This is a genomic window from Dethiosulfatibacter aminovorans DSM 17477 (assembly GCF_900142005.1).
In the GTDB taxonomy this organism is placed as follows: domain Bacteria; phylum Bacillota; class Clostridia; order Tissierellales; family Dethiosulfatibacteraceae; genus Dethiosulfatibacter; species Dethiosulfatibacter aminovorans.
Window position 1 is genome coordinate 27,402 of record NZ_FQZL01000025.1, and the last position, 26,276, is coordinate 53,677.

A 26,276-nucleotide genomic window follows, 5' to 3' on the forward strand; every position below is an offset into this window, starting at 1 on the left:
GATTTTATTCACTATCCCGACAGTGCTTTTATTGAAAAATAAATTATTCAATTTAAAATGTTTCTATTTTTCCGCCCCTTCAAATTCTTCCTTTATCTTTCCCAGCAACTCCTCATCTTCAATGACTTTAACTGCAGTCAAAACCAGAGCTTCTATCGTTTTTTTCATATTGTCATAGGCATATTCCGTTTTTGTACTATCCCTGAATTCAACTGTATGCCCAATTATGCCTCTGTCGTTTGTAATGTCAAAATATGCATGTATTGTAGGACACTTGTGGCTTACATTCCCTGCATCGACAGAACCCAGTGACTCTTCGGAATCAAGTATCACATCAACTCCTGCCTTTTTCAAGTTGTCAGTAAATATATCTGAAAGAATTTCATTTGTAACTAAGTTGTCATAACTGTATTCATAATTGGAAATCTCCACAGTCGTACCTGCCGCCATAGATGCACCCAAGGCACATTTTTTCACCTTTTCTACAAGCTCATTCAAGTACGTCTTTGATTTTGCCCTGACATAAAACTTGGCTACGCAATGATCCGGTATTATATTGGCGGCCTTTCCTCCTTCCGGTATGATTCCGTGGATTCTTGCATCACTTCTAATCTGTTGTCTCAAAGCATTGATATTGTTGAAGGTGTTTATTACGGCATCCAGTGCATTTATTCCCTTTTCAGGCGATGATGCAGCGTGGGCTGACTTGCCCCTGAATTCGAACTGCAGTGCTTCCATAGCAAGTGATTTTCCACTTTTTGAATAGGCGTTGCTCGGATGAGCAATCATAACTATATCAATATCATTAAATGCACCCTTGTCTGCAAATACAACCTTGGCTCCGCATGTTTCCTCTGCCGGAGTTCCAAAGACCACAACTTTTCCTCCAATATCATCCATTACCTTCTTCAATACTATTCCTGCACCTGTGCTTACTGCACCCAATAAATTGTGTCCGCATCCATGCCCTATGCCCGGCAATGCATCATATTCCGCCAGGTAAGCAATGGTTGGACCTTCCTTTTCTGAATCATAAGAGGCCCTGAAACCCGTTTCAATTCCCAGATATTTTTCATCAACATTAAATCCATGTTTTTTTAAAATTTCAATATGAAGAGAACAGGCAAAAAATTCTTCATTTCCAAGTTCAGGCCTGTTCAATATCTTTTCACTCATTTCAATTAGTTCTCCAGAAATCCCTTCTGTTATGTTTGTAATATTATCTATCATACTTTCTCCTCAGACAATTTTGTAAATATTTCTACCGCTTGCACAGAGAAATAGCCCCCACCGGGACTATTTCATCTTGATTCAATCCTTGTATATTATTTCATGAAATTCTGAATGCAAAAATTCCTGATCACATTCCCTGACCGCTTCTTCATAAGATATCTTTTCCGATTTTGCATCTACAGCCTTCAAGTATTTCAGCCTGTTCTCTATATCCTTGAGAAGCAGCTCCTCATCCCTGATTATTTTACCATGACTTGGCAATATGACATAACTGGTAAAATCCTTAAGCTTTTCAAGGGATGTTATATGCCTCTTTATATGACTTTTGGAAATCAGCGGCAGTATAGGCACTCCATCATTTGAAAAAATAAGCTCATCTCCTATGTGTACATACTTGCCGTTAATCACTGTTAAAAGACTGCAATTAGCATGGCCGGGAAACGATTTAATTTCAATATCAAACTCGCCAAATTTGAAACTGTATTCCTCTTCAACCTTAATATCAGGAGTATAGATATGATGTTTTTCAGCATCAACATAAATATCCAGAGTCTTTTCATAATCAGCACTTCCAATTATATGAACATCCGGCAGACCAGTGAGTCCATTAATATGATCCAGATGAAAATGGCTTATTATTACACTTTCTATCCGGATTCCCTTGCTTTCAAGATTCTTCTTGACTTCCGTACTGTGCATCCTGTAGCCGGAGTCTATCAACATTGCCTTATTACCGTCAATGAGTACAAAAATATTATAGCCGAATTTATTGTCCTCTTTTGGATCAAATATGAACTTAAGAAAATTTTTTTCAATTTCTTTGATTATCATAGAATCAGCTCCCTAATAAAATTATAACATACTATTACAGCTCATTTTCAGTATCATTTGTTTCTTCAACTTCATTATAAGAAATGATATCCTCTTTCAATTCAGATGTTTCATCTTCTTCCTTATTGCCTTCATCTTTCTTTAAAACAGAATAAAGAAGTTTTTCAAAATCTTCAGCATCTAGAATTTTAGGTGCCGGAACTTTAGGATTGCTGTTCTTCTCAATTATTCCTGCAATAACTTTTATATCCCTTTCTCTCAGTACTTCAATGTATTCGGGTATACCCATATTTGCATTCATTTCCTTTATCCTTGAAATGATTCGGTCACTTAATACAGATGCATCCTCATTTTCATCGCCAAGGCCTACTAAAACTGCAAGTCTTGAAAGCCTTTTGATGATTTTATCCCGTGACATTTCAAGCAGATACGGAAATACTACAGCCAATACATAACTGTGTGAAATCCCATATGCATCGCTTAAGAAATATCCTATAAGATCTCCATACCCTGTAAGGGCAACCATATTCGCCCTGCCCGAAAAATATGAAGCTGTAAAGAGACTGCTTCCTGCATCACTGTCCATTCTGTCATCATACAATTTCTCAAGATTGTTAAAAACAATCTGTACTGTTTCGATACAAAGTTTTTCAGCAGCTTTTGTCCTATATCTGCTCAAATATGATTCCATTGTCTTGGCAAGAAGATTCATTCCTGAACAAGCAAGAATTTGAGTAGGCACTTCCTTCATTAGATTTGCATCTAGATAGGATATTTCCGGCAGCAATTTTTTATCTATCACGGTAATCTTTTCAAATCTGTTGGTATCGGTAACAATGGCCTTGAAATCAGCTTCGCTGCCAGTCCCTGCAATTGTAGGCACCGCTATGAACATGGGGGGCCTTCTCCACAGCCTGTTTCTTCCCTTCATGGAATAGACATCTTTTTTATTGGTAACCTTGGCTCCAATAAGCTTTGCCCCATCCATTGCAGCCCTTCCTCCAAAGCCAATTATCGAATCACAATGATTGGTCCTGTATACTTCCACTCCCTCAACAACATTGTCTATAGTCGGATTTTCAACTATATTGTTAAATACTATATAATCAATGCCTTCATTCCTAAGTGAAGAGACAAACTCATCCATTATTTTTAGTTTAATTATTTTCTTGTCAGTAACAACCAGAGTCTTTTCACTGTTGTGTTTTTTTAGATAGGCAGCAACCTGAGAGGAACATCCAGACTCGATTACCACTACAGGTTCCGGATATCTGGAAGACCTTCTTGTCTGTTTCCTTATGGTATGTCTTGTTCTTATCATCAATTTATTCATAAATCACTCTCACTTCAGCTTGTCATTTACAGCTTTCAATTTACCCTTGATAGTAAGATCCTTATCCCTTCTGTCATCAATTCTTATCTGTGTATAAACTCTTTCAGCACCCATCTGGTACATTCTTTCCTGAATTATTCTTATGATATTGAATATATCGTCAATATCCCCCTCAACAACAGTACTCATTGGTGTCAGTACATGCTTCAAACCGGTTTCTTCCAGTATTCTGTGACACTCCGCAACATACTTGCTGTGTCCGCCCGCCCCATCTTCCTTGGATCTTGCCGATATTACCAAATCAACTACTGCCATATTGTACCTCCCGACTTTATTGTTAAATCAATAAAATGCATTATATGGTTCTCTTTTTATTTTATCACATATAATCTTAAGTATTCAAATAAATCCCCTATTAAATAAGATTTGATTCATTTTCAGTATTATAACTATATTAATAAACCTTCATATATGATATTATTATCCTATGATTTAGCAAAACAACAATTCAGCAGGTGAATTAATGAACGAATACATTATTAAACTAATCTTTAAAAACAAAACACCATCAAGAAAATCCATAGGATATTTGAGTGCATTTACCGGAGCACTATGCAATGTTTTTCTGTTTATAACCAAATTAATTATTGGAATGGCTGTAAACAGTATTTCAATAACAGCCGATGCTTTCAACAACCTTTCGGACCTGGGAACAAACTTTGCCTCTTTCATGGGATTCAAGTATGCAGACATGCCGGCTGACAAGCACCACCCCTTCGGTCATGGCCGATACGAATATATCTCTACACTACTGATATCAGTAATCATACTGTTCTTCAGTTACGAGCTTTTGCATTCATCGACAGGAAGGATTTTAAACCCGGAACCTGTGAAGTTCGAAATGGCGGCTGTAATTATACTTATCATATCCATACTTGTAAAACTTTGGATGGCGTTCTTCAACAAAAAACTTAATACTCTGATCACTTCAAAGAATATAGATGCTGTTCTTCTTGACAGCATAGCCGACATGCTTGCAACATTCACCGTACTGCTTTCTTTCATCTTATCAAGGTACAGCATCTTGCCTTTTGATGGCATAGCAGGCATACTGGTTGCCCTTTTCATTGGGTACAATGGCTTCAGCCTCATGAAAGATACGGTAAACTCACTGATTGGCACGCAACCTGACGAAAAGCTTTTTACCGACATACAGGATTTCATACTGAGCTTTGAAAACATTGCCGGCGCCCATGATTTGAGGATACACGATTATGGCCCAGAGACAAAACTATGCACAGTTCATGTTGAAATGTCAGCCCAACACTCATTTGTATATGCTCATACATTGATTGACAGTATAGAAAATGAAATAAAGGACAAGTATGGAATAGACCTGCTGATACATGTGGACCCAATAGATGAATCATGCAATGCAACATCATTTGCAAAGGGAAAACTGGAAGAAATATTGGATAAGTATGATTCCATCAAGGGAATACATGATTTTCGCGTAGTAAACGAAAGAGGAAGAAAGGCTGTTGTATTCGACATGGTGGTGGATGATAAGATGAAACCTTCCGATGTGGAAAAGATGAAGGAAAAAATCGAAATGGATTTCTACAAGATTGACAAAAGCTACAAGCTCGTCATAAAAGCAGAAAAAGAAAGTACATTCGTGGAGATGAAATAAAAAAGACTTTCAGAGCCTATCGGTTCCGAAAGTCTTTTTTGTTTCTATTTTTACCTTATTCAGATTATTTAATTTAGTTTAGACAAGATGTCATAGGCATATTCAACTGTTATGATTTCTCCTGGATTGAATTTTCCTTGAGAATCCAGTTCAAACACTTTATGGTCAACAAGCTTCTGGATGATCCTTTTATTCTCTGAATCTTCAAGGTCAGCAATTTCCACATGATTATCCATAGCTGCATATTTACCGCGAAGATAAATCGTCTTAGCAAGCTCGTCCTTTGTTATATACTCATTTGGATGGAAGTATTCTTTCCCGTCTTCCTTGAATGAATCAACAAGTCCTGCGATGACTGCAGTTTCCACATAATCGAATTTTTCATCATTCCAGTGCACATCCCGAAACAACCCGTAGGTATGTCCCGAGTACTCACTTTCATAATAGTGGGAAGATGCCGGTGTATAAACCGGCAGATGAAAGCACTTTACTACAAGCTCGGCATAAGCTTTTCTTGTAAGTTGTTCGCTGCCAATCATATCTTCTGTTGAATCAAGAATCTCCGGATACAAATATCTGGCAAATTCCTTGACACCTTTAATATATCTGAATGTAGGTGACGATATTATTTTTTCATTGATCGTATAAACTTTGTGTTCCTTAACAGCTTTAATGGTTTCAAAGCCGGGTCGCTGAAGTATGGTTTTTTCATTGCCGCCACAGTTCATGGCTCCCCTTTGGGAAATGTAGACATCAATGTTTTCTCCAATCTCAACAACTTTTTCAAGTCCGAAAGGAGCAATTGAAGATCCCTCTGTCATAGCAGGGATATCTCCCGCTGTATTTATGCCCCCTGCAAATCCTATTGCAAGACCCGGCATTGAATCAGATGTTACAGTTCTTACATTAACATCTGTAGATTCAAAAAATATAGTCTTCTTGTCTTCAATACCACTTGTCAACTGGGATATACCATCGATGTCCTCATGAAATTCCTTTAACAGCTTTTCAGCCTCAACTGTTTTCCCCGATAAGAGAGCAAGCTTTTCGATATACTCGTCAAACTCGTCAAAGCTTTCGGGATAGAGGGAAACCACCAACACTCCTGCATTTTCAAGGGCTTCTACAAACTCTGGAGATTTTCTATTTATGAAGGGCCTTATTATCACTGCATCTGGGTTTACCGCAATAATCTTCTCCGGATCTTCCTGATATAAGTATCTGGGAAGAAAGGCCGCCTCTGGAGGATAAATAGAAGTCTTGTAGGCGCCTATTATTTGGTCTCCAGCTCCAAGGAAATACAAGTTTTCCGTATGGGCTGAATAAAGAGGGATAATTCTTTCGCAGGGGCTGTTCAGGTTAATCTGATTCCCCATATCATCAATGAATGATATGGTGTAATCAGTATTGTCAGCTTCGGTTATATCTGCTGTTCCTGTTGAACATCCTATGATAAATGACAATGATAAAATTGACAATAATACTAATATTTTTGATTTCATGTTATTCTGCGTGTTCTCCTGAGATTGCAGCTTCCAGATGCTCCAGGAACATTTGCTGAATTCCTTCAATTTGTCCAAGTCCCATAAGTACAGGCTCAACATCGTACCCTTCAGCTTTAAGAATCATTTTCCATGCATCTTCTTCGTCTCCTGCCATGTCATTGTTTGCATGGTCTCCGGCAACAATCATTAAAGGCATAAGGTAAAGCTTTGAGTAATCCTTTCCTTCAATTTGTTCCATTATGGCATCAAGAGTTGGGAATCCTTCAACTGTTCCTACATATACATCTTCATATCCCTTGTACTTGAACATATAGTCAAGAGCAGAGTATGCTGTATTTGCATGGTGGTGAGTACCATGTCCCATGAGCAGAAGGGCCTCGCCTTCCTGAAGTTCAGGCATTTCGCCTGCTACAACCTCAACAACATTTTCGAAATCTTCAGTGCTTGAAAGAAGGGGCTGTCCGATTTTAAGGTCTGCAAAGTTTTCTTCATATTCTTCAACTACAGCCATAAGATCGTCATACTCTGCACCATTCATTACATGTAGCGGTTGAATAAGCACAGTTCCGAAATCATTATCTACCAGATATTCCATGGCTTCTTCGACATTGAATATTTCAAGACCGTCTCTTTCCTGCAACTTGTCTATTATGATTTGAGCTGTGAATGCCCTTACGAATTCATAATCAGGATGTGCATCTGCCAATACTTTTTCTGTTGCCTCGATTGTTAATTCTCGTGTATCATTGTAGCTAGTTCCAAAACTTACTACTACAAGAGCTTTGTTTGCCGCATCACCTACTGCTGGTGCCTCGGGTGCTCCGTTTGTTTCCTCTGCCGGTGTGGTGCTGCATCCAGCCAATGATGCTATAAGCATCATTGCTATCAGCATTAATCCAATAATTTTTTTCATGTTCTTCTTTCTCCTTTATGTCATTTTATAATAAAGCCTTTACCAGGCAATATTTCCACATCAAGATTGAATACATCCTTAACGGACTTCTCGGTAAATACTTCATTGGGATTTCCTGAAGCATATAATTCTCCGCTTTTTAAAATATGTATGCCGTCGCTGTATCTGTAGGCGGTGTTCAAGTCGTGCATTATTGCAACAACAGTCAACTTTTTTTCATCTACTGATTTTTTCAGCATTTTTATCATGGCAAGCTTTGCGCTGATATCCATTTCCGAAAAGGCTTCATCAAGAAAAAGCACTTCAGGCTTCTGTACAAGAGCCCTTGCCAATATAACCTTCTGGAACTCGCCACCACTTATTTCCGATGTCTTCTTGCCTGCCAACTCCTGGATCTCCAAAGCTTCTATTGTTGAATTTATCATGTCATAGTCATCCCTTCCAAGCCTTTCGAGCCTGCCTGTATGAGGATGCCTTCCCATGCATATCATTTCATAGCAGGTATATGTAAATCTTGTAGAATAATGTTGCTGAACAATGGCATAACTTTTTGCCCTTTCCTTTGGTCCAATATTACTGTAATCATTGTCCCTATATGTTATATTTCCTTCATATGATTTGTTCAGCCCGCTTAGGAGCCTCATAAAGGTGGTCTTTCCTGCCCCATTTGGTCCTATGATTGAATTGAAGGTGTTTTCCCTAATATTCAAGGAAACATTATTAAGTATAGCCTTGCTTCCATATCCGAAATTAATGTTGTTTGCTTTTATCATTTATTTCCCCTCCTTAAATATATGAAGAGAAAGAACGGTCCTCCAAGTAGTGTTGTTATGATTCCTACAGGAATCTCGCTGGTGAAAACAACTCTTGAAAAATTGTCAGAAACCATGAGCACTATGGAACCGAGAAATCCCGATAAAGGTATAAGTATTCTGTTGTCAGGCGTAAGCATGAATCTAAGCATATGGGGTACTATTAATCCAACAAACCCTATTATTCCGCTTACTGCTACACAGGCTGCAGTCATAAGTGATGCCGTAACAAGATAGATCATTCTGATCTTCTTTGTTTCTATTCCAAGACTTACAGAGGTATCCTCCCCGAGAGACACGATATTCAGGTCGGCTGAAAAAAATATGCATATCATTGTTCCTGCAAATATCAATGGTGTCAGCAGATGGACATGAGTCCAGCTTCTTGATACAAGACTTCCCATAAGCCAGAAGACAATTGCTCCAACTTCTTCACCTGCTGCATTCTTAATGAAACTAATGCCTGCAGAAAGTATTGAACTGACTATGATTCCCGAAATGATCAGACTGCTGCTGTCAAACCTACCACCCTTGTCCGCCAGAACTATTACAAGTAGCAAGGTGACAAGCGCAGCAACGAATGCAAACAATATTATGGGCACCTGTACATTCTCTAGAAAGATATTGACATATATGGCAATTGATGCCCCGAAAGCTGCTCCAGTGGAAACACCTATGGTATAGGGGTCAGCAAGAGGATTCATCAGTATGGATTGAAATACTGTTCCCGATACTGCCAGACCCATTCCAACCATTGCTCCCGCCAGAATCCTGGGGAGTCTGATATCCCAGACTATGGCTGTAGAAGAATCCTTTATCCCATTAATCATGGAAGGAAGATTCAGCATCTTTCCTATGATTATTTTCCACACGTCTACAAAAGATATTTCTGCCGTGCCGAAATTCACAGACAAGGTGATGCTTATTGCTATCAATATCATTAATACGATGCCTGAAATTACCGATTTTCTTATTTTTGATGTCAATTGTGATTCCATACTTCTCCTTTAGCAGTCAAGTGCAATAAAAAAACCGCCACGATGGGCGGTTGTATCCTGCATAAAAAAACATCTAACTCCCCATCGAAGCTGATAATGCACTTTTCAGGCAGGTCTTCCGACTGATGTTTATGGCCTGGTCACCTTCCCGGGTAATCCCAGTGGTATTCGACTTCGGCAAACAATTACGGCAGCGAGGGCTGTGCAGGTCTTACACCTGACTTCCCTATTAATCACATATGTGAACCTAAAAATTTATATTCAATTTTATATTATATTAACATTCATTATGATATTTGTCTATATAATTTTTGCTATTATTTTACTGTAATTTTCTCTACATATAGTATTTCGCATGCACCATCACCGGTATCATTTCTGGTCAGGCTTGAATTCCAAGTGAAGTTTTCTCCTTTAACATATACCAGATAACCCTCCAATTCAACAAGGTCGTTGACGGTTACCTTGCTTATCTGCTTTGCAACCAGGTCATTGGCAGGAATCAGATGCACATTTGCAGAATGCTGCCCTATGTATGCCTTGGATACGGGAGTAGACGAATCATACTTGTAGTAATACCATCTGCCTGACTGGGAATAATCTACATGTTCATCAATTTCCGGTTCATTAAGCTCTCCCCAGGCAAGGGCAAAATCATAATTTGAAATTGCAGAACTCAAGTCCCTCGTATATTTCTTCTTGCTTTTTACTACTGCTTCAATATAATAACTGGCCTTTTTGGTCAGCTTGTAGGTGTTTCCTCCAGATTCTATTTTCACAAAGGGCTCACCAATAACATCTTCCTGTACCGGGTCTTCTATAGTACCATAATGGCTTTGTGTTCCGGATCCGGTTATAATATCCCTGGCCATGATTCCCAAAAGAAAGATTATTGTAAATATAATTAAGGTCTTTATTGTCTTTGACATGAGTTCCCCTTTCTTCATAATATAAATTTATTATACTATAAACCTGTGAATATTGGTACCAACACTGTTGTAAAGGGTAAATATATTTAATATTAACATTCTTAAGAAATTCTTAATAGTTGCCACAACCTAGTCTTATGAAGGCCTTGACCACCCAATACCCCCAATATACTTTGAATGTCAAAGTTTTTCATTGACAATGCCTTTTTCTGATAATATACTTTGATTGTCAAATTAATTGAAAAGAAAAAAACACAAAAATAATGTAAATTACGGAGGAATAGAAAATGACTTTTGAAAAAGTAAAAGAAATATTGGTAGAAGAACTGGGATTGGACGATGAGGTTAACCTTACTGACAATTTGAAAGATGACTTGGATGCAGATTCACTGGACCTTGCAGAGGTTGTTATAAACCTTGAAGAAGCTTTCGATATCGAGATTCCAGAAGAAGATTATCCTAAGTTTGTAACTGTAAAGGATATCGTAGACTTCATAGACGCGAAAAAGAACTAATAGGTGCCTGACATGGGATATTTAGAACTATGTAAAATGCTAGACATCAAATATCCTATTTTCCAAGGTGGTATGGCTTGGATTTCAGATGCAGACCTGGCTGGAGCAGTTTCCAATGCAGGTGGATTGGGAATAATCGCTGCTGGTAATGCTCCTGTCGAGTATCTGGAAGAACAGGTTTACAAAATAAGAAAAATTACTGATAAGCCATTTGGTGTAAACATAATGCTTATGAGTCCTTTTAAAGATGCCGTTGCTGAAGCTGCGGCATTTCTCGAAGTTCCGGTTATTGTATCAGGCGCCGGAAGCCCTGGAAAATATATGGATTTATGGAAAAGTAAAGGCAGCAAGGTATTCCCCGTTGTTCCTACTACAACCATGGCAAAAAGGCTTGTGAAAATTGGAGCTGACGGAGTTATATGCGAAGGTACAGAAGCAGGAGGCCATGTTGGAGAACTGACTACCATGTCACTTGTTCCCCAGGTGGTTGATATTGTCGATGTGCCTGTAATAGCTGCAGGCGGAATTGCCGATGCAAGAGGCTTTGCGGCAGCACTTATGCTGGGAGCTTCGGGTGTACAGATAGGTACTAGATTCCTGACTGCCTATGAGTGTAATGTACATCAGAACTATAAGGAAGCCATCCTTAATGCCAAGGATACCGATGCCGTTGTAAGCGGCAGAAGAACCGGTCATCCTGTCAGAAGCATTAAAAACAGACTGACATCCAAACTAAAGAAGATGGAAAAAAATGGTGCTTCACCTGAAGAGCTTGAGAAGGAAGGTGTTGGTGCCCTTAGAAGAGCCGTTGTTGAGGGTGACATTAAAAACGGTTCTGTAATGTCAGGTCAGATTGCTGGCCTGGTCAACAAGGAAGAGTCCTGCGAAGAAATTATTATGGATTTAATGAGCAGCACTTCTCTACTCATTAAAAACTTTAAATTTGAGGAGTAACCATGAATAAGATTGCATTTATTTTCCCCGGCCAGGGTGCTCAGTATGTTGGAATGGGAAAAGAATTTTATGATAATTTTCCTGAAGCCAAGGCGGTATTTGATGCTGCTGATGAAGCTTTAGGATTTGATATAAGCAAGATGTGTTTTGACGGACCTGAAGAGGATCTCAAACTCACAAGAAATACTCAACCGGCAATACTTACAATGAGTATTGCTGCTTTGAAGGTACTGGAAAGCAAAGGAATAAAACCTGAAATCACTGCAGGCCTCAGCCTTGGAGAATATGCAGCACTTGTTTGTTCAGGAGTAATGGATTTCAAGGATGCTGTACAGGTAGTTGAAAAACGAGGTACCTACATGCAGGAAGCGGTTCCTGCCGGTAAAGGCAAGATGGCTGCTTTAATCGGAATGGACAGGGAAAATGTACTTAAGCTTTGTGATGATTTCGGAAGCTATGGAGTACTTGAAGCTGCAAACTTCAACTGTCCAGGACAGATTGTAATAGGTGGAGCAAGTGAAGCTGTTGAAAAGGCAGTTGATGCTGCAAAGGAATATGGTGCAAAGAAGGCTGTTTTACTTCCTGTAAGTGCTCCATTCCATACGTCAATGCTCTCCCCTGCTGCCGAGAAGCTTGAAGTGGAACTGAAAAAACTCAACTTCAATGATGCTTCCGTACCAGTAATAGCAAATGTTGATGCGGAAGTTGTAGAGTCTACGGACAAATATCTTCCAAATCTAAAAAATCAGGTGTCTTCTTCAGTAATGTGGGAAGACAGCATAAGAAAAATGATAGAGCTTGGAGTCGATACATTTGTTGAGATCGGCCCTGGAAAGAGTCTGTGCGGATTCGTCAAAAAGATCGACAGAAAGCTTAACTTCATGAACGTTGAAGACATGGCCTCTCTTGAAAAAGCCCTTTCCAAACTGGAGGCGTAAAATGGTCTTAAACAAGACGGCAGTTATAACAGGCGCATCAGGCGGAATCGGAAGCGCTATTGCAAAAAGAATGAACAGCCTTGGCTACAATCTTGTTCTCAACTACAACAGCAACAGCGAAAGTCTAAAGGCTCTTGTAGAAACATTTGAAAACAAGGAAGTTGAAACAAAAATATTCCAGGCCGACATCTCGAAGTTCGAGGAAGCCGAAGCGTTGATGAAAGAAGCAATAAGCAGTTTCGGTACTGTTGACGTACTTGTAAACAATGCAGGCATAACAAGAGACAAGATTCTTACAATGATGTCAGAAGAAGATTTCAACTCAGTAATCAACATAAACTTAAACGGTACTTTCAACTGCATCAAGCATGTGTGCAAAAAAATGCTTAAACAAAAATCAGGTAGAATAATAAACATATCCTCTGTAGTAGGTTTGATGGGAAATATCGGACAGGTAAACTATGCCGCTTCAAAGGCAGGAATTATCGGTCTTACTAAATCCACTGCAAAGGAAATGGCAAGAAAAAATATTACCTGCAATGCCATTGCCCCTGGATTCATCCAAACAAAGATGACTGATGCAATGACAGATGCTGCAAAGGAAGAAATATCAAAAAATATACCATTGAAAAGACTTGGTAAGCCCGAAGAAGTAGCCGATCTTGTAGAGTTCCTTGCTTCGGAAAAAGCTTCATATATTACCGGTCAAGTTATATCCGTCGACGGCGGATTATACATGTAATTTCAATTAAAAGAATAATAATGATGTTTTATCTCATAACAAGTTTCGTAATAATTCATATAACATTTAATATATAATTGAACCGTTTATATATCAAATAACAAATGAATTAACTCAACTAAAGTTATGATATAAAACTAGGAGGAAAAGAATGAGTAGAAGAGTAGCAATTACCGGAATGGGAGTCATATCCCCTATCGGTAGCGGATTAGAAAAATTTTGGAGTGCAATAAAAGAAGGAAAATGCGGTATTGATGAAATAACTGCATTTGATACAACTGATTTCACAGTTAAGCTTGCTGGTGAAGTAAAGGACTTTGATCCTAAAGAGTATATGGACAAGAAAGAAGCTAAAAGAATGGACAGATTCTGTCAGTTCGCTATTGGAGCTTCTCAAATGGCCATAGACGATTCAGGTCTTGATCTTGAAAAAATCGACAGCGAAAAAATCGGAGTAGTCATCGGAAGCGGTGTAGGCGGAATCAATACTATAGAAACAGAAATTGAAAAACTTCACAAAAGAGGACCAAGCAAGGTATCCCCTTTCTTCATACCAATGATAATTTCAAACATGGCTTCAGGCCTTGTTGCCATTAGATTCGAAGCTAAAGGTGTTAACCTTTCTGTCGTATCTGCCTGTGCGTCAGGTACAAATGCAATTGGTGAATCTTTCAAAAAAATACAGTCAGGAGTTTGCGATATAATGCTTGCTGGAGGTTCTGAAGCTTCAGTAACACCTGCCACTGTTGCAGGATTCTCTTCAATGACTGCACTATGTACCAATAATGATAAAAACAGAGCTTCAATACCTTTTGACAAGGAAAGGTCTGGTTTTGTAATGGGTGAAGGTGCAGGAATGCTTGTAATGGAAGAATATGAGCATGCTGTAGCAAGAGGCGCAACAATTTATGCTGAAATTGTCGGATACGGTGCTACTTGTGACGCTCATCACATGACAGCCCCTCATCCTGAAGGAAAAGGAGCCGCAGGAGCAATTGCAGGAGCAATTGAAGATGCAGGAATAGAGAAGGAAAAAGTAGGATACATAAATGCCCACGGTACTTCAACTCCATACAATGACAAGCTGGAAACACTTGCAATCAAGAACGTATTTGGCGACTATGCATACAATGTTCCTGTAAGCTCTACAAAGTCAATGACAGGTCACCTGATTGGAGGAGCCGGAGCTGTTGAGGCAATTGCAACTATAATGGCCTTAAAGGATGGTTTCCTGCCAGCTACAATAAACTACAAGGTTCCTGATCCAGAATGTGATCTTGACATAATTCCAAACGAAGGAAGAAAGGCAGACATTGAATATGCCATGTCCAACTCTCTTGGATTCGGCGGACATAATGCAACTGTGTTGTTCAAAAGAGGTTAATCATGTACAACAGTAATGATATTGAAAAAGTACTGCCTCACAGGTACCCTTTCCTCCTCATTGACAGAGTCATAGAGATGGAAGAAGGAAAAAAGGCAGTAGCAATAAAGAATGTCACTGTAAATGAATATTTCTTCCAGGGTCACTTCCCTGGAAACCACGTTATGCCAGGAGTACTCATTGTTGAAGCCTTGGCACAAACCGGAGCATTTGCCATGCTTTCCCTTGAAGAGAATAAAGGAAAAACTGCATACTTCGGTGGAATCAAGAAAATGCGATTCAAGAAAAAGGTCGTACCTGGAGATACTTTAAGATTGGAGTGCGAAATCACCCGTTCCAAAGGTCCTTTAGGTGTAGGCAGTGCCGTAGCATATGTAGGTGATGAAATCGCCGCAGAAGGCGAGCTCACTTTTGCAATAAGCTAATTGTTAAATCTTAATTATATTGACTGACAATCAAAGTAAAAAAAGAGTATAAAAAATTCGAGACATGAAAATGTCTCGTTTTTTTATAGCTGCTTTGTTTCTACAAAACAAAAAACCCTGCCTGTCGGCAGGGAAAATATTAAGCTTCTTTTAGCGCTTCTTCTGTTCCAGTTATTCTCTTCTTGTAATTGTTGTAGTATTCAATTACTGCAAGGAACTTGTCAACCATTGATACTATCCAGCTTTCCTTGAATTTAGGAATTCTCGCAGGAAACATATGGCTTTTAATTATATTACATTCTTTCTCGTTTAATTCAAATATCTCTTTTGCGTTTTCTAATGCGATTACCGGATGTCTAACTGCGTGCAGGAAAGCGTCCAACGGAAGTCTCAACCTTGGAGTTTTATCAAACTTGTACAAGTAAAAGTCATGAAGCAAAGCTCCTCTTATAGTAGATTCCCAATCCAATCCCATTTTATATGCTATCTTGTAAGACTGATAAGCCACATCCAATACATGTTCGTAAACACTTTCATCATGATGCTTTATATGCTTCATCTTTTGAAATACACTATTGCTTATTATGGGGCCGGCCACTTTCATAAATCTGTGGTCAGAAAATTTCATTTAATCACCTTTTTCAATATTTAACACCTTTATCATTATACCACAAAAGACACTGCTTGTATATTAGTTTTTCTTGTTTAATATTCGCTTTCCTTATATTTATGCACCCTGATATATCAGATTCGCATTAAAAACGTTGAATTTCAGCCATTATTCCAAAGAAAACTTCCTTGAATTTTTCTATATTTATTTTTGTCAATACAGTAGTATTCTTCTCCAAATTTGAAAAAGGCCTTCTATCCGCCAGCGTCATCCCCCTTGTTATCTCTCCCCTGGTCTCAACATCAACATTGTACTTTTCTGTGCCGAAGATTTCAGGCTCAAGCAAGTACATTATTGTGCACACATCATGGACCGGTATTCCCTTTTCCGGCTTTAAACTGTACTTTGCACTGCAATCTTTGATTATTTCAACCAGTTTCCTCTGCTTGTCTCCAAAACCCGATAATTTTTCAAGGTCATGTCCATAAAGTCTGGTTTCCCTTGTTACATCCAGACCTGCCATTACAATTTCAATTCCCGATCCGAAAACATCCTTGGCAGCCTCCGGGTCACAGTAGATGTTGAATTCAGCGGCCGATGTAATGTTTCCAGTATTCAGGGCACCACCCATCATTATAATTTTTTCTATTTTCTTTTTACATCCCGGATGTGTTTTCAGCAATTTTGAAATATTGGTTAAAGGCCCAAGGGTTACAAGGGTTACCAGTCCACTTTCCCCTTCAAGCTTATCCTTCAGGAATTCAACAGCGCCTCTTTTATCCTCTTTTGTTTCACATTCCGGTAAACCGAAAACATCCTTTTCAGACACCTCTGTAGCAGTGTTTTTCCCGTTTAGCGGTTCTTTTTCGCCAAAAGCATAGGATATATCAAGATTGAAATATTCAATCATTGAAGCAGCATTTCTATTTACTATGTCCAGAGATGTATTTCCAAACACAGTTGTCAATCCTAATAAATCCAGTTTTGAAGAAAATGCTGCTGCAATAATTGCAGCAGCATCATCATATCCCGGATCTGTATCAATCAGTATTTTGATTTTTTCACAATCCATAAATTAGTCTCCACTTTGCATGGTAAGGTTTACCAGCGATTTTTCAAGTTCAAGAATCAAATTATTAATAATCTTGTACTCCCCTACTTTTATTTCATCATTGTCCAGAGTTGTTTCAGTCATGTCAAAAGCCTTGCCTGCAAGTTCCTTAAGTCTTGCGATATCTTCCTTGAGTCGTTTCACTTTCTCTTCTTCACAAGGCTCATCATCTTCCTTCTCGGCAGTTTCCTCAATCTTACCAACTTTCCTTTCTTCTTCAGGCTTTAATGTTTGCTTGACATCCTTCTTGTCGACTTTATCAATTTTAGCTTCATGTTTTTCAATTTCAGCCTTGTCTTCCCTGACAGTTTTTTTAGACTCGGCTTTCTCTGCCTCTCCGACCTCTTCCATTGCCAAGTCAAGTACGTAACCTTCTTCTATTACACTGACTTCACCGTTTTCCATCAGATATTCAGAATTCATCTTTGGAACAACAGTAGAAAAACCAAGCTCTTCTTCTATTTTTCTAGAGAATTCATCCCTTGCATCAGGTTCACCATGAACAACAAAAACCTTCTTTGGTGCTTCCTTGAATCCTTTTAGCCATTCCAAAAGTCCTTCCTGGTCCGCATGTCCGGAAAATCCTTCCACACTTTCTATTCTTGCCTGTACACAGATATCCTCGCCAAAGAGTCTGACTTCTTTCTCTCCATTCTTTAGAAGTCTTCCAAGAGTACCTTCAGCCTGATATCCAACAAATACAATACTGGAATTCTTCTTCCATAAATTGTGCTTCAAGTGGTGTCTTACTCTGCCGGCATTGCACATGCCGCTGGCGGATATTATCACTTTCGGTTCCGAAGACATGTTAAGCGCCTTGGACTCATCCGTAGTATGGGTGAAGTGAAGATTCTTGAACTCAAGGGGATTATCTCCCGAAAGTATCTTTTCTCTTGCTTCCTCATCAAAAACATATGCATTTTTCTTGAATATTTCAGTGGCCTTTGATGCAAGAGGACTGTCAATATATACAGGTATATCTTTGAAATACTTGCTGAATTCATCGTTTCCGTCGTAGTGCTCGTTTAAAGAATATATTATCTCCTGTGTTCTTCCAACAGCGAATGAAGGTATGACTACAGTACCCTTGTTTTTTACAGTGTCAATAATTATTCTCGACAGTTTATCTACTCGTTGTTCCGGTGACTCATGAAGCCTGTTTCCATAAGTTGACTCTATTATTAAATAGTCAGCCTTCTCAACAATCTGCGGGTCCCTGATTATTGGCTTGTCTTTCATCCCCAAGTCTCCTGAAAAGACCACCTTTGTCGATTCTCCATTTTCCTTGAACCATAATTCAACTATGGAAGACCCCAGGATATGACCTGCGTCAACAAACCTTATAGTCAGTATGTCGTCAATTTCTTCATACTGTTCATATAGAACCGGATTAAAATAATTTAAACTTGCTTGAGCATCCTCAGTAGTATAGAGAGGCGCTACAGGCTCACCGCCTTTTCTCATGGATTTTTGCGATTTCCATTCCGCTTCCATTTCATGTATATGGGCACTGTCCATAAGCATTATGGTACAAAGGTCATATGTGGGAGAAGATGAAAATATTTTACCCTTGAAGCCATCTTTAACCAATAAGGGTATCCTTCCACTATGGTCTATATGTGCATGACTTAGAATCAAATAATCAATTTCAGCAGGATCAAAAGGAAATCCCTCTTCATTGAGCTTTTCAACATTCTTCTTTCCCTGAAACTGACCACAATCAAGCAATAGCTTCTTACTTCCGTATTCAATATAATGACACGATCCTGTAACCGTTCCTGCTGCTCCCGTAAATTTAATCTTCATGTTGTCCACCTCGGAGTTTAATTTGTCTTTATAAACCTTTCGATATCCGCATTGCTCTTCAGTTCTTCAAGTTTTTCAGTATATTTAGCATTCTGATAATCTGCAAAAACTATATCATAGTTGTCTTCCAGGGATTCTTTTCTATCATTTACCTTCAAGATATGGAACCCATAAGTGGTTGATACTATTCCACTTAATTCTCCCGGCTCAACGCTAAATGCAACTTCTTCAAATTCGGCTACCATCTGCCCCTTGTAGAAGTATCCCAGCTCTCCACCGTTTCCCGCACTTCCAGGATCCTGTGAATATTCCATTGCCATTTCTCCAAAATCCGCACCGTCGTACAGCTTTGCCAGAATGTCTTGAGCCTCTTCCAGTGAATTCACAAGTATGTGACTTGCATTTACAGCAACAAATTTATCCTTATTTTCATCAAAATACGATTCAAGAATTTCGTCATTTATTTCAATGGTATCAACAAAATTGCTTACGTATCTATCAATTATCTCTCCATTTTTCAAATATTCCAAAAGGAAAGCCTCATCCATTCCACTACTGGCGAGTGACTCGTTATATGTTTCTTCGTCTCCGTAGTATGCCTTGTATTCTTCGAAGAGGCTTTGGAGTTCCTCATCAGTCACTTCAACACCATTCTTGGCCGCTTCCTGCAACATGATTGTATCCATAATCATATTCTCAATCACATTTTCCTTTAACGACGAAAGATAAGTAACGCCTTCTTCAATTTCTTCATCCCACGCTATGTCTCCGTACTGCGATTCATACATATTCTTGTATATTTCAAGATTTTTTTCAAATTCAGCTATGGATATTTCATCTCCATTTACAACGGCTGCCGCCGATTCCTTGTTTTCCTTCACACATCCTGATGCCATCATCAAAATCATTACCAATGATAATGCTAAAGCTGTTATCCTTCTGTTCTTCACTTTGAACCTCCATTTTTTTCTGTAGAATTTTTGTCAGTACTAAAATTATATAGGTTTTCAACAGTATTTTCAAGAATGACCAATACATCTTTTACTTCGTCTCTTCCCATTGAATATTTAAGTACAGGTTTATTTGATACATCGAATTTAAACTTGCCTTTATATTTCTCCATTATGCCGTTGATCATGGCTGGAGAAATTGCTTCGCCATTCTTAAACTCGATGTGTACAACGTTGTTTATCTGTCTCAGCATTACTATTTTAAGCTTTTTGCATATGGACTTTATATATGATATTTTAATGAGATTGTTCACTGATTTTGGAATGTCTCCAAATCTATCAATAATCTCCTCAGTAACATCACTTATGTCGTCATGATTTTCTATTACAGAAATCTTTTTATAGATTTCAATCTTTTGCTCTTCATCTTCAATATATCTAACTGGAATATGGCCGTTTACGTCAATTTCTATTACCGTTTCAAAATCATCTTCCCTTTCTTCATTATGGGTGATTCTGTTAAGCGTTCTTTCCATCATCTTGACATAGAGGTCATATCCAATAGCCTCAAGATGTCCTGATTGCTGAGAACCTAAAATATTGCCGGCGCCTCTTATTTCCAAGTCTCTCATGGCTATCTTGAATCCAGACCCGAATTCGGTGAATTCCTTGACAGCCTTCAGTCTTTTATCCGCTATTTCACTGAGAACCTTGTTCCTTTCATAGGTAAGGTATGCAAATGCAGTCCTGTCACTTCTTCCTACACGCCCTCTCAACTGATATAGCTGAGACAACCCCATTTTATCGGAATCATCTATCACTATGGTATTTACATTGGATATATCCATTCCCGTTTCAATGATTGTAGTACACACCAATATGTCATATTCACCCTCTATGAATTCAACCATTATATTTTCAAGTTCCCTCTCGCTCATCTGGCCGTGAGCTACTGCTATTCTGGCATCAGGCACCATGTTCTTCACCATGGCTGCCTTGTTGTGAATATCCTTGACCCTGTTGTGTACATAGTATACCTGTCCGCCTCTTGACAGTTCCTTTATCAGCGCTTCCCTTATGAGTCCGCTGCTGCTTTCCAGAACAAAGGTCTGAACAGGATGTCTTTCTCCGGGAGGCTCCTCTATAACACTCATATCCCTGATGCCAACCATTGACATATTTAGGGTTCTTGGTATTGGCGTTGCCGTCAAAGTTAGTACATCTATGTTTGTTTTCATCTGCTTGATAAGTTCCTTGTGCTTGACTCCGAATCTCTGCTCTTCGTCTATAACAAGAAGTCCAATATCCTTGTATCTTACATCCTTTGATAGAAGCTTGTGTGTCCCGACAACCACATCTATAAGTCCCTTGTTGAGATCGCTGATGATCTTTCTTTGCTGTCCCGGTGTTCTGAAGCGGCTGAGCATCTCAACCTTTACAGGATAGTTTTTGAATCTTTCCACCATATTCGTATAGTGCTGTTGGGCAAGTATGGTTGTAGGCACCAGGACAGCCGCCTGCTTGCTGTCCATGACAGCCTTGAATATGGCTCTCATGGCTACCTCCGTCTTTCCAAAACCCACATCCCCGCACAATAATCTATCCATGGCTATTTCACTTGTCATGTCTGTTTTTATTTCATCTATGCATCTCAGCTGGTCCTCTGTTTCCTGGTATGGAAAAGAGTTTTCAAATCCTCTCTGCCATTCATTGTCCTGAGAGAAAGAATATCCTTTTTTTGATTTTCTTTCAGTATAAAGTTTCAAAAGCTCGTCGGCTATTTCGTCTATGGCCTTCTGAGCCTTCGTCTTCGCCTTGACCCACTCTGTGCCACCCATTTTATTGACTTTGGGTTTTGCAGAATCGGATCCAATGTATTTCTGGACAAGATCCATCTGGTCAACGGGCACAAACAACTTATCCTTGTCCCTGTAACTGATGCAGAGATAATCCTTCTGGATATCCTTGATATCTATTTTCTCAATTCCCGTGTATACACCTACGCCATGATATTCATGGACAACATAATCTCCAGGTTTCAAATCCGTGAAGCTGTCTATCTTTGATGCCTTATGCTTTTTCTTTGCCTTCTTTTTTCTTTTCTTTGTTCCGAAAATCTCCTTTTCAGTCAATATGGCGATTTTCCACTGGGGAAATTCCATACCCTTGGACATGGAACCTACAACTGCAGCCCCATGTCCAGACGTAATTCCCTCGTCTCCCGAAATCAATATGGATATCTCACAATCCTTTTCACTTAGCATATCACGGATATTCCCGGCGCTCTCTACCTTCCCCAGCTCAAGATAAACCTTATAGCCTCTGTACTTGTATCTGTTGATGTCTTTTGCAAGATCGTCCATTTTTGAATAATATGTGGGAAGCTCTCTTGACCTGATGTTGAAAACCTTGTCAATGTTGAAACCCACATTGTTTTTCAGATTATTATTGTAGACAATAAAGCTTAAATCTGACTTAATTTTGCTGACAAGCGTTTCAAATTCCATGAAGATTTTTTCCTGCTTGGACAGAAGCATTCCCCTGCTGTACAAGTCGGTGAATTTGCTTATAAAATCTTCCCTGCTTCCTTTTCTGGCTTCCCTTATCAGGTTCGGTTCATCGAACACTACTATTGAATCATCTCTGAGATAATCTCCAAGATTTTTTTGTTCTACAGGCAGATATGGCCTGTAAAACTCAATATTGTCGATATAATTCCTGTTTTCCAGTGCTTCAACAACATCAAACTTCAATTTCAGAAGGTTCTCTTCAATAGTTCTTGCATCTTCCTTGCCTCTTATGAATTCAAGTCTCTGTTCAATATCCTCAGTAAACCTGCAAACAGCCTCTTTTATTTCGTCATCTGAAAGTACGATTTCACAACATGGTATTATCCTGTAACCTTCAATGTTTTCAATTGACCGCTGAGTCTTCGAGTCAAATATTCTCAAAGAGTCGATTTCAATATCAAACAGTTCTATCCTGCAAGGGTTGCTTTCAGCCGGAGAAAAAATATCCAGTATTCCTCCCCTTATTGAAAACTGCCCCTTACCTTCTATGAATTTGACCTTTTTATATCCCATTTCAACCAGTTTCCTGGAAATCGCCTTCAGGTCTATCTGCATGCCATATTCAATATCAAAGGCAAAATTGTCGTATCTCTCCTTTTCCATCAAAAGGTTTGAATATGCTTCCACCGAGCTTACAATAACCATCTCTTCATTTCCAGATAGTTTGTCAATTACAGCAAGCCTGCTGTTTATGCTTTCCCTGCTCAATGCATCTATGCCAAAGAGGGAGTATTCCTTCGCTCTCAAATGATAGGATTTGCTGTAGATACTCTTTATACTTCCATATATCCTTGATGCCTTCATATCATCGGATACAAGTATCAGCACCTGCCTTTTTTCATTTTTTGAAAGAACCGATGAAAGAAGGAGCATGGCCTCTTCTTCCAATCCGTGCAGCAACAAGCTTTTTCTTTTGTTCAAGCAGCTCATCATCTCAGAATATTCTTTTGTTTTAACTATGTTTTTTAAATAGGATTGATTCATTCTACTTCCTTCCTGTGTTACAACTTAAGCCCGGATATTATATACCCGGGCAATTAACAAGTCATTTTAAGACTTCATTTTATATTATACTTGTTCATGGCAGAATCAACAGAATTTTCTATGATTTCATCAACTGCAAGAGCTGCATTTTTCACAGTATCAGTCAGCTGTTCTATTTCAGCTTCTGAAAATTTCTGCAAAACAAAGGATGCAAGATCCATTTGTTTGTTTCTGCCTATTCCCACTCTTATGCGGCTGAAGTCTTCAGTTTGAAGCTGGTATATTATCGACTTCATTCCATTATGGGTTCCGGCACTGCCGTTGGGCCTTATCCTAAGCTTACCAGGCGCCAAATCGATGTCGTCATATATGACTATGATATTTTCTGGATCTATCTTGTAGTATCTTGAAATATCAAGTACCGCAATTCCGCTTCTGTTCATGTAAGTAAGGGGCTTTGCCAACAGGACCTTCTCTCCCTTTATCCTGTACTCGCCGTATACAGCATTAAACTTCATCTTATCAAGCTTTATATCCTTTTCAGAACAGATATAGTCAATTACTTCGAATCCTATATTATGTCTGGTTCCGGCATATTGCTTGCCGGGATTCCCCAGACCGACTACCAAATACATCTTTTCCTCTTACTCGAAAAGCTTGCTTACAGACCTGTGCTCGGAAACTCTTTGGATAGCTTCTGCAATCAGAGGCGCAACACTTACCACTTTTATTTTGTCTATCTTTTTCTCTTCAGTTAAAGGAATGGTATCAGTAATGATCAGCTCTTCTATTACGGAATTGTCTATTCTTTCTATTGCCGGCCCCGACAATACACCGTGTGTACAGCATGCATATACCTTCTCTGCACCAAAATCCTTAAGTACCTTGGCTGCTTTTGTAAGGGAACCAGCGGTATCTACTATATCGTCAATCAGAACAACATCCTTGCCCTTGATATCTCCAACAACATTCATGACCTCTGACACGTTTGCCTTTTGTCTTCTTTTTTCAATTATTGCAAGAGGAAGATCAAGTATGGTTGCAAAGTTTCTGGCCCTTAAAACTCCTCCAACGTCGGGAGATACAATTACTGTATTTGGAGTAACCCTTGGCTTTATGTATTTTGCAAGGATTGGCCCGCCAAGAAGCTGGTCAACAGGCAAATTGAAGTATCCCTGAATCTGTCCGGCATGAAGGTCAATTGTAATCACCCTGTCTGCACCTGCTGCTGTTATCATATCGGCAACAAGCTTTGAAGTTATTGGATCTCTTGCCCTTGTCTTTCTATCCTGTCTTGCATATCCGTAATATGGTACTACGGCATTGATTCTTCCTGCTGATGCCCTTTTAAGAGCATCTATGTATATAAGAAGCTCCATAAGGTTGTCGTTTACAGGCCCGCAGGTAGGCTGTATAACAAATACATCCGCACCTCTGACAGATTCCTTTATGTGCATTTGCACTTCACCGTCACTGAATGTGTTGACTTCTGCATCACCCAGTGATATACCCATTTCCTTTACTACTTTTTTTGCAAGTTCAACATTTGCATTTCCTGTGAAAACCTTGATTTCCGAAAATCCTGTATGCATTTTTTCCTCCTACTTATACTTGTTTTTGGCTTTTCCGTTTTTATTTACCTGTCTCGCTCTTGCTATTGCAAGTGTTTCTTCTTCTACATTTTCAGTGATTGTAGACCCGCATGCAACATAAGCGCCTTCACTTATGGTGACTGGAGCTACAAGGTTTGAATTGCTTCCGACAAAAGCGTTGTCCTCAATTATGGTCTTGTTCTTGTTTTTGCCGTCATAGTTTACAAATATGACTCCGCATCCTATATTTACATTTTTGCCCACTTCACCGTCGCCAAGATAAGCAAGGTGTGAAGCTTTGGATCCGTCGCCTATTTTAGAGTTCTTTACTTCCACAAAATCCCCGATTTTAACCCCGTCGCCCAATTCAGAACCTGGTCTTAAATAAGCAAAGGGTCCTACCGTAGTGCCGTTTCCAATTCTTGAACTAATTACCTTTGAATTGTCCACGCTGGTGCCTTTTCCTACAAATGAATCAATTATTCTTGAATTTGGACCTATTATACTGTCCTCACCTATGGATGTAGTTCCTTCAAGAATTGTACCTGGATAAATAACTGTGTCTCTTTCTATAGTAACCGATTCCTCGATGTAAGTACTCGAAGGGTCGATTATTGTAACACCGTTCAGCATATGTTCCTTGTTAATAAGGCTCTTTTTATATTCATTCAATTCATGAAGCTGATACCTGTTGTTAACACCGCTTATTTCAACATTATCCCCGATTAGATATCCTCCGATTTTACAGCCCTTGTTTTTAAGTATTCCTATGGCATCAGTCAAATAATACTCGTTCTGCGAATTGTCTGTGTCCAGATTCTTAAGAGCTTCCTTGAGACCACTGCCATTAAAACAATAAATACCGGAATTGATTTCTTTAATCAGTTTTGTCTCTTCATCAGCATCCTTTTGTTCTACTATAAACGCAACCTGATCTTTTTCATCCCTTACAATTCTACCATATCCGAAAGGATTTTCAAATACAGCCGTAAGTACTGATGCCGAACATTTCTCGCGATTGTGGTATTCCATAAAGTCTCTGATGGTTTCTTCCCTTATCATGGGAACATCTCCGTTCAATACAATGACAGTATCGTCATCGCCAATATGTTTCTCTGCCTGCATAACTGCATACCCTGTACCGTATGGAAATCCCTCTCCAACAGGCTGTTCCTCAAAAATCACATCAGACTCATCAAGTGAATCCATGATCTTATCCCTACCGTGTCCCAAAATAAGGATTTTCTTGTCTATTCCAGCCTTGTCAGATGCATCAAGAACATATTTGACAAGTTCCTTTCCGCAAACCTTGTGCAGGACTTTGGGAAGCTTGGATTTCATTCTCGTGCCTTCGCCGGCAGCCAATATTACTGATATATTCATTGCAATCTCCTGTATTTCCTTAATCCAAAACATATTATAATATTAATGGGAGGAAATAACAATAG

At 39.1% G+C, this 26,276-nt stretch carries 24 protein-coding genes and 1 riboswitch; of the genes, 7 read left to right on the forward strand and 17 right to left on the reverse strand.

Annotated elements, in window-relative coordinates:
- Nucleotides 1–63: 63 nt before the first annotated feature.
- The 4 genes from BUB05_RS13935 to BUB05_RS13950 all read right to left on the reverse strand — a co-directional run bounded on the left by BUB05_RS13935 (nucleotide 64) and on the right by BUB05_RS13950 (nucleotide 3,712).
- The gene (locus BUB05_RS13935; protein ID WP_073050231.1) at nucleotides 64–1,230 is read right to left on the reverse strand and encodes a M20 family metallopeptidase; all 1,167 of its coding nucleotides are present in this window, start codon (nucleotides 1,228–1,230) and stop codon (nucleotides 64–66) included.
- Between the two features lie 81 nt (nucleotides 1,231–1,311).
- Nucleotides 1,312–2,064 (reverse strand): MBL fold metallo-hydrolase, encoded by a 753-nt coding sequence (locus BUB05_RS13940; protein WP_073050232.1) that lies wholly within the window; start codon nucleotides 2,062–2,064, stop codon nucleotides 1,312–1,314.
- Nucleotides 2,065–2,098: 34 nt separating this feature from the next.
- The gene (locus BUB05_RS13945) at nucleotides 2,099–3,397 is read right to left on the reverse strand and encodes an iron-containing alcohol dehydrogenase (protein WP_073050233.1); all 1,299 of its coding nucleotides are present in this window, start codon (nucleotides 3,395–3,397) and stop codon (nucleotides 2,099–2,101) included.
- A gap of 9 nt (nucleotides 3,398–3,406) precedes the next feature.
- Complete coding sequence (locus BUB05_RS13950; RefSeq protein WP_073050234.1) at nucleotides 3,407–3,712, reverse strand: MTH1187 family thiamine-binding protein; 306 nt, start codon at nucleotides 3,710–3,712, stop codon at nucleotides 3,407–3,409.
- Nucleotides 3,713–3,920: 208 nt separating this feature from the next.
- Between BUB05_RS13950 and BUB05_RS13955 the strand changes: the two genes are divergently transcribed.
- Nucleotides 3,921–5,090, forward strand: a complete 1,170-nt coding sequence (locus tag BUB05_RS13955; protein WP_073050235.1) for a cation diffusion facilitator family transporter — start codon at nucleotides 3,921–3,923, stop codon at nucleotides 5,088–5,090.
- A gap of 68 nt (nucleotides 5,091–5,158) precedes the next feature.
- Here BUB05_RS13955 and BUB05_RS13960 read toward each other — a convergent pair whose 3' ends face one another.
- The 5 genes from BUB05_RS13960 to BUB05_RS13980 all read right to left on the reverse strand — a co-directional run bounded on the left by BUB05_RS13960 (nucleotide 5,159) and on the right by BUB05_RS13980 (nucleotide 10,247).
- Complete coding sequence (locus tag BUB05_RS13960) at nucleotides 5,159–6,592, reverse strand: ABC transporter substrate-binding protein (RefSeq protein WP_073050236.1); 1,434 nt, start codon at nucleotides 6,590–6,592, stop codon at nucleotides 5,159–5,161.
- 1 nt (nucleotide 6,593) lies between these two features.
- Nucleotides 6,594–7,508 carry a sirohydrochlorin cobaltochelatase gene (locus BUB05_RS13965; protein WP_073050237.1) on the reverse strand — a complete coding sequence of 305 codons (915 nt, stop codon included), beginning with the start codon at nucleotides 7,506–7,508 and terminating at the stop codon, nucleotides 6,594–6,596.
- Between the two features lie 20 nt (nucleotides 7,509–7,528).
- On the reverse strand, nucleotides 7,529–8,281 hold the full coding sequence (locus tag BUB05_RS13970) for an ABC transporter ATP-binding protein (RefSeq protein ID WP_073050238.1): 753 nt from the start codon (nucleotides 8,279–8,281) through the stop codon (nucleotides 7,529–7,531).
- Nucleotides 8,278–9,318, reverse strand: coding sequence for a FecCD family ABC transporter permease (locus BUB05_RS13975; protein WP_073050239.1), 1,041 nt, complete (start codon nucleotides 9,316–9,318; stop codon nucleotides 8,278–8,280). Before BUB05_RS13975 ends, BUB05_RS13970 begins: the two co-directional genes overlap by 4 nt.
- Nucleotides 9,319–9,409: 91 nt before the next feature.
- Nucleotides 9,410–9,584: riboswitch (cobalamin riboswitch) on the reverse strand.
- Between the two features lie 51 nt (nucleotides 9,585–9,635).
- Nucleotides 9,636–10,247: a hypothetical protein gene (locus tag BUB05_RS13980; protein WP_073050240.1), complete on the reverse strand. Its 612-nt coding sequence runs from the start codon at nucleotides 10,245–10,247 to the stop codon at nucleotides 9,636–9,638.
- 287 nt (nucleotides 10,248–10,534) lie between these two features.
- Between BUB05_RS13980 and BUB05_RS13985 the strand changes: the two genes are divergently transcribed.
- The 6 genes from BUB05_RS13985 to fabZ all read left to right on the forward strand — a co-directional run bounded on the left by BUB05_RS13985 (nucleotide 10,535) and on the right by fabZ (nucleotide 15,205).
- Nucleotides 10,535–10,762 carry an acyl carrier protein gene (locus tag BUB05_RS13985; protein WP_073050241.1) on the forward strand — a complete coding sequence of 76 codons (228 nt, stop codon included), beginning with the start codon at nucleotides 10,535–10,537 and terminating at the stop codon, nucleotides 10,760–10,762.
- A gap of 12 nt (nucleotides 10,763–10,774) precedes the next feature.
- Complete coding sequence (gene fabK, locus BUB05_RS13990) at nucleotides 10,775–11,716, forward strand: enoyl-[acyl-carrier-protein] reductase FabK (RefSeq protein ID WP_073050242.1); 942 nt, start codon at nucleotides 10,775–10,777, stop codon at nucleotides 11,714–11,716.
- A gap of 2 nt (nucleotides 11,717–11,718) precedes the next feature.
- On the forward strand, nucleotides 11,719–12,654 hold the full coding sequence (gene fabD, locus BUB05_RS13995) for an ACP S-malonyltransferase (protein WP_073050243.1): 936 nt from the start codon (nucleotides 11,719–11,721) through the stop codon (nucleotides 12,652–12,654).
- A 1-nt stretch (nucleotide 12,655) separates the two neighbouring features.
- Complete coding sequence (fabG, locus tag BUB05_RS14000; protein ID WP_073050244.1) at nucleotides 12,656–13,396, forward strand: 3-oxoacyl-[acyl-carrier-protein] reductase; 741 nt, start codon at nucleotides 12,656–12,658, stop codon at nucleotides 13,394–13,396.
- 151 nt (nucleotides 13,397–13,547) lie between these two features.
- Nucleotides 13,548–14,780 (forward strand): beta-ketoacyl-ACP synthase II, encoded by a 1,233-nt coding sequence (gene fabF, locus BUB05_RS14005; protein ID WP_073050245.1) that lies wholly within the window; start codon nucleotides 13,548–13,550, stop codon nucleotides 14,778–14,780.
- Nucleotides 14,781–14,782: 2 nt separating this feature from the next.
- A complete protein-coding gene (gene fabZ, locus BUB05_RS14010) occupies nucleotides 14,783–15,205 on the forward strand; it encodes a 3-hydroxyacyl-ACP dehydratase FabZ (protein WP_073050246.1) in 423 nt (140 codons plus the stop codon).
- A 139-nt stretch (nucleotides 15,206–15,344) separates the two neighbouring features.
- Here the strand turns inward: fabZ and BUB05_RS14015 are convergent, their stop codons facing one another.
- The 8 genes from BUB05_RS14015 to glmU form a co-directional block, all read right to left on the reverse strand.
- Nucleotides 15,345–15,833 carry an HD domain-containing protein gene (locus BUB05_RS14015; protein WP_073050247.1) on the reverse strand — a complete coding sequence of 163 codons (489 nt, stop codon included), beginning with the start codon at nucleotides 15,831–15,833 and terminating at the stop codon, nucleotides 15,345–15,347.
- A 127-nt stretch (nucleotides 15,834–15,960) separates the two neighbouring features.
- Nucleotides 15,961–16,887 (reverse strand): nucleoside hydrolase, encoded by a 927-nt coding sequence (locus BUB05_RS14020; RefSeq protein WP_073050248.1) that lies wholly within the window; start codon nucleotides 16,885–16,887, stop codon nucleotides 15,961–15,963.
- 3 nt (nucleotides 16,888–16,890) lie between these two features.
- Nucleotides 16,891–18,732, reverse strand: coding sequence for an MBL fold metallo-hydrolase RNA specificity domain-containing protein (locus BUB05_RS14025; protein ID WP_073050249.1), 1,842 nt, complete (start codon nucleotides 18,730–18,732; stop codon nucleotides 16,891–16,893).
- 17 nt (nucleotides 18,733–18,749) lie between these two features.
- The gene (locus BUB05_RS14030) at nucleotides 18,750–19,682 is read right to left on the reverse strand and encodes a peptidylprolyl isomerase (protein WP_073050250.1); all 933 of its coding nucleotides are present in this window, start codon (nucleotides 19,680–19,682) and stop codon (nucleotides 18,750–18,752) included.
- On the reverse strand, nucleotides 19,679–23,236 hold the full coding sequence (mfd, locus tag BUB05_RS14035) for a transcription-repair coupling factor (RefSeq protein ID WP_073050251.1): 3,558 nt from the start codon (nucleotides 23,234–23,236) through the stop codon (nucleotides 19,679–19,681). The genes BUB05_RS14030 and mfd overlap by 4 nt, the downstream gene beginning before the upstream one ends.
- Before the next feature lie 74 nt (nucleotides 23,237–23,310).
- Nucleotides 23,311–23,871: an aminoacyl-tRNA hydrolase gene (gene pth, locus BUB05_RS14040; RefSeq protein WP_073050252.1), complete on the reverse strand. Its 561-nt coding sequence runs from the start codon at nucleotides 23,869–23,871 to the stop codon at nucleotides 23,311–23,313.
- Between the two features lie 9 nt (nucleotides 23,872–23,880).
- Nucleotides 23,881–24,828, reverse strand: coding sequence for a ribose-phosphate pyrophosphokinase (locus BUB05_RS14045; RefSeq protein ID WP_073050253.1), 948 nt, complete (start codon nucleotides 24,826–24,828; stop codon nucleotides 23,881–23,883).
- Between the two features lie 9 nt (nucleotides 24,829–24,837).
- The gene (gene glmU, locus BUB05_RS14050; protein ID WP_073050254.1) at nucleotides 24,838–26,211 is read right to left on the reverse strand and encodes a bifunctional UDP-N-acetylglucosamine diphosphorylase/glucosamine-1-phosphate N-acetyltransferase GlmU; all 1,374 of its coding nucleotides are present in this window, start codon (nucleotides 26,209–26,211) and stop codon (nucleotides 24,838–24,840) included.
- Between the last annotated feature and the right edge of the window lie 65 nt (nucleotides 26,212–26,276).

Excerpts from the sequence above, each read along its gene's own strand:
- BUB05_RS13945 (WP_073050233.1), bottom strand. The coding sequence starts at position 3,397 with ATGAATAAATTGATGATAAGAACAAGACATACCATAAGGAAACAGACA.
- BUB05_RS13970 (WP_073050238.1), bottom strand. The coding sequence starts at position 8,281 with ATGATAAAAGCAAACAACATTAATTTCGGATATGGAAGCAAGGCTATA.
- mfd (WP_073050251.1), bottom strand. The coding sequence starts at position 23,236 with ATGAATCAATCCTATTTAAAAAACATAGTTAAAACAAAAGAATATTCT.
- BUB05_RS13940 (WP_073050232.1), bottom strand. The coding sequence starts at position 2,064 with ATGATAATCAAAGAAATTGAAAAAAATTTTCTTAAGTTCATATTTGAT.
- fabD (WP_073050243.1), top strand. The coding sequence starts at position 11,719 with ATGAATAAGATTGCATTTATTTTCCCCGGCCAGGGTGCTCAGTATGTT.
- pth (WP_073050252.1), bottom strand. The coding sequence starts at position 23,871 with ATGTATTTGGTAGTCGGTCTGGGGAATCCCGGCAAGCAATATGCCGGA.
- BUB05_RS13980 (WP_073050240.1), bottom strand. The coding sequence starts at position 10,247 with ATGTCAAAGACAATAAAGACCTTAATTATATTTACAATAATCTTTCTT.
- BUB05_RS14045 (WP_073050253.1), bottom strand. The coding sequence starts at position 24,828 with ATGCATACAGGATTTTCGGAAATCAAGGTTTTCACAGGAAATGCAAAT.
- fabZ (WP_073050246.1), top strand. The coding sequence starts at position 14,783 with ATGTACAACAGTAATGATATTGAAAAAGTACTGCCTCACAGGTACCCT.
- BUB05_RS14015 (WP_073050247.1), bottom strand. The coding sequence starts at position 15,833 with ATGAAATTTTCTGACCACAGATTTATGAAAGTGGCCGGCCCCATAATA.
- BUB05_RS13950 (WP_073050234.1), bottom strand. The coding sequence starts at position 3,712 with ATGGCAGTAGTTGATTTGGTAATATCGGCAAGATCCAAGGAAGATGGG.
- BUB05_RS13975 (WP_073050239.1), bottom strand. The coding sequence starts at position 9,318 with ATGGAATCACAATTGACATCAAAAATAAGAAAATCGGTAATTTCAGGC.
- fabF (WP_073050245.1), top strand. The coding sequence starts at position 13,548 with ATGAGTAGAAGAGTAGCAATTACCGGAATGGGAGTCATATCCCCTATC.
- BUB05_RS13935 (WP_073050231.1), bottom strand. The coding sequence starts at position 1,230 with ATGATAGATAATATTACAAACATAACAGAAGGGATTTCTGGAGAACTA.
- glmU (WP_073050254.1), bottom strand. The coding sequence starts at position 26,211 with ATGAATATATCAGTAATATTGGCTGCCGGCGAAGGCACGAGAATGAAA.
- BUB05_RS14025 (WP_073050249.1), bottom strand. The coding sequence starts at position 18,732 with ATGAAGATTAAATTTACGGGAGCAGCAGGAACGGTTACAGGATCGTGT.
- BUB05_RS13955 (WP_073050235.1), top strand. The coding sequence starts at position 3,921 with ATGAACGAATACATTATTAAACTAATCTTTAAAAACAAAACACCATCA.
- BUB05_RS14020 (WP_073050248.1), bottom strand. The coding sequence starts at position 16,887 with ATGGATTGTGAAAAAATCAAAATACTGATTGATACAGATCCGGGATAT.
- BUB05_RS13960 (WP_073050236.1), bottom strand. The coding sequence starts at position 6,592 with ATGAAATCAAAAATATTAGTATTATTGTCAATTTTATCATTGTCATTT.
- fabK (WP_073050242.1), top strand. The coding sequence starts at position 10,775 with ATGGGATATTTAGAACTATGTAAAATGCTAGACATCAAATATCCTATT.
- fabG (WP_073050244.1), top strand. The coding sequence starts at position 12,656 with ATGGTCTTAAACAAGACGGCAGTTATAACAGGCGCATCAGGCGGAATC.
- BUB05_RS13985 (WP_073050241.1), top strand. The coding sequence starts at position 10,535 with ATGACTTTTGAAAAAGTAAAAGAAATATTGGTAGAAGAACTGGGATTG.
- BUB05_RS13965 (WP_073050237.1), bottom strand. The coding sequence starts at position 7,508 with ATGAAAAAAATTATTGGATTAATGCTGATAGCAATGATGCTTATAGCA.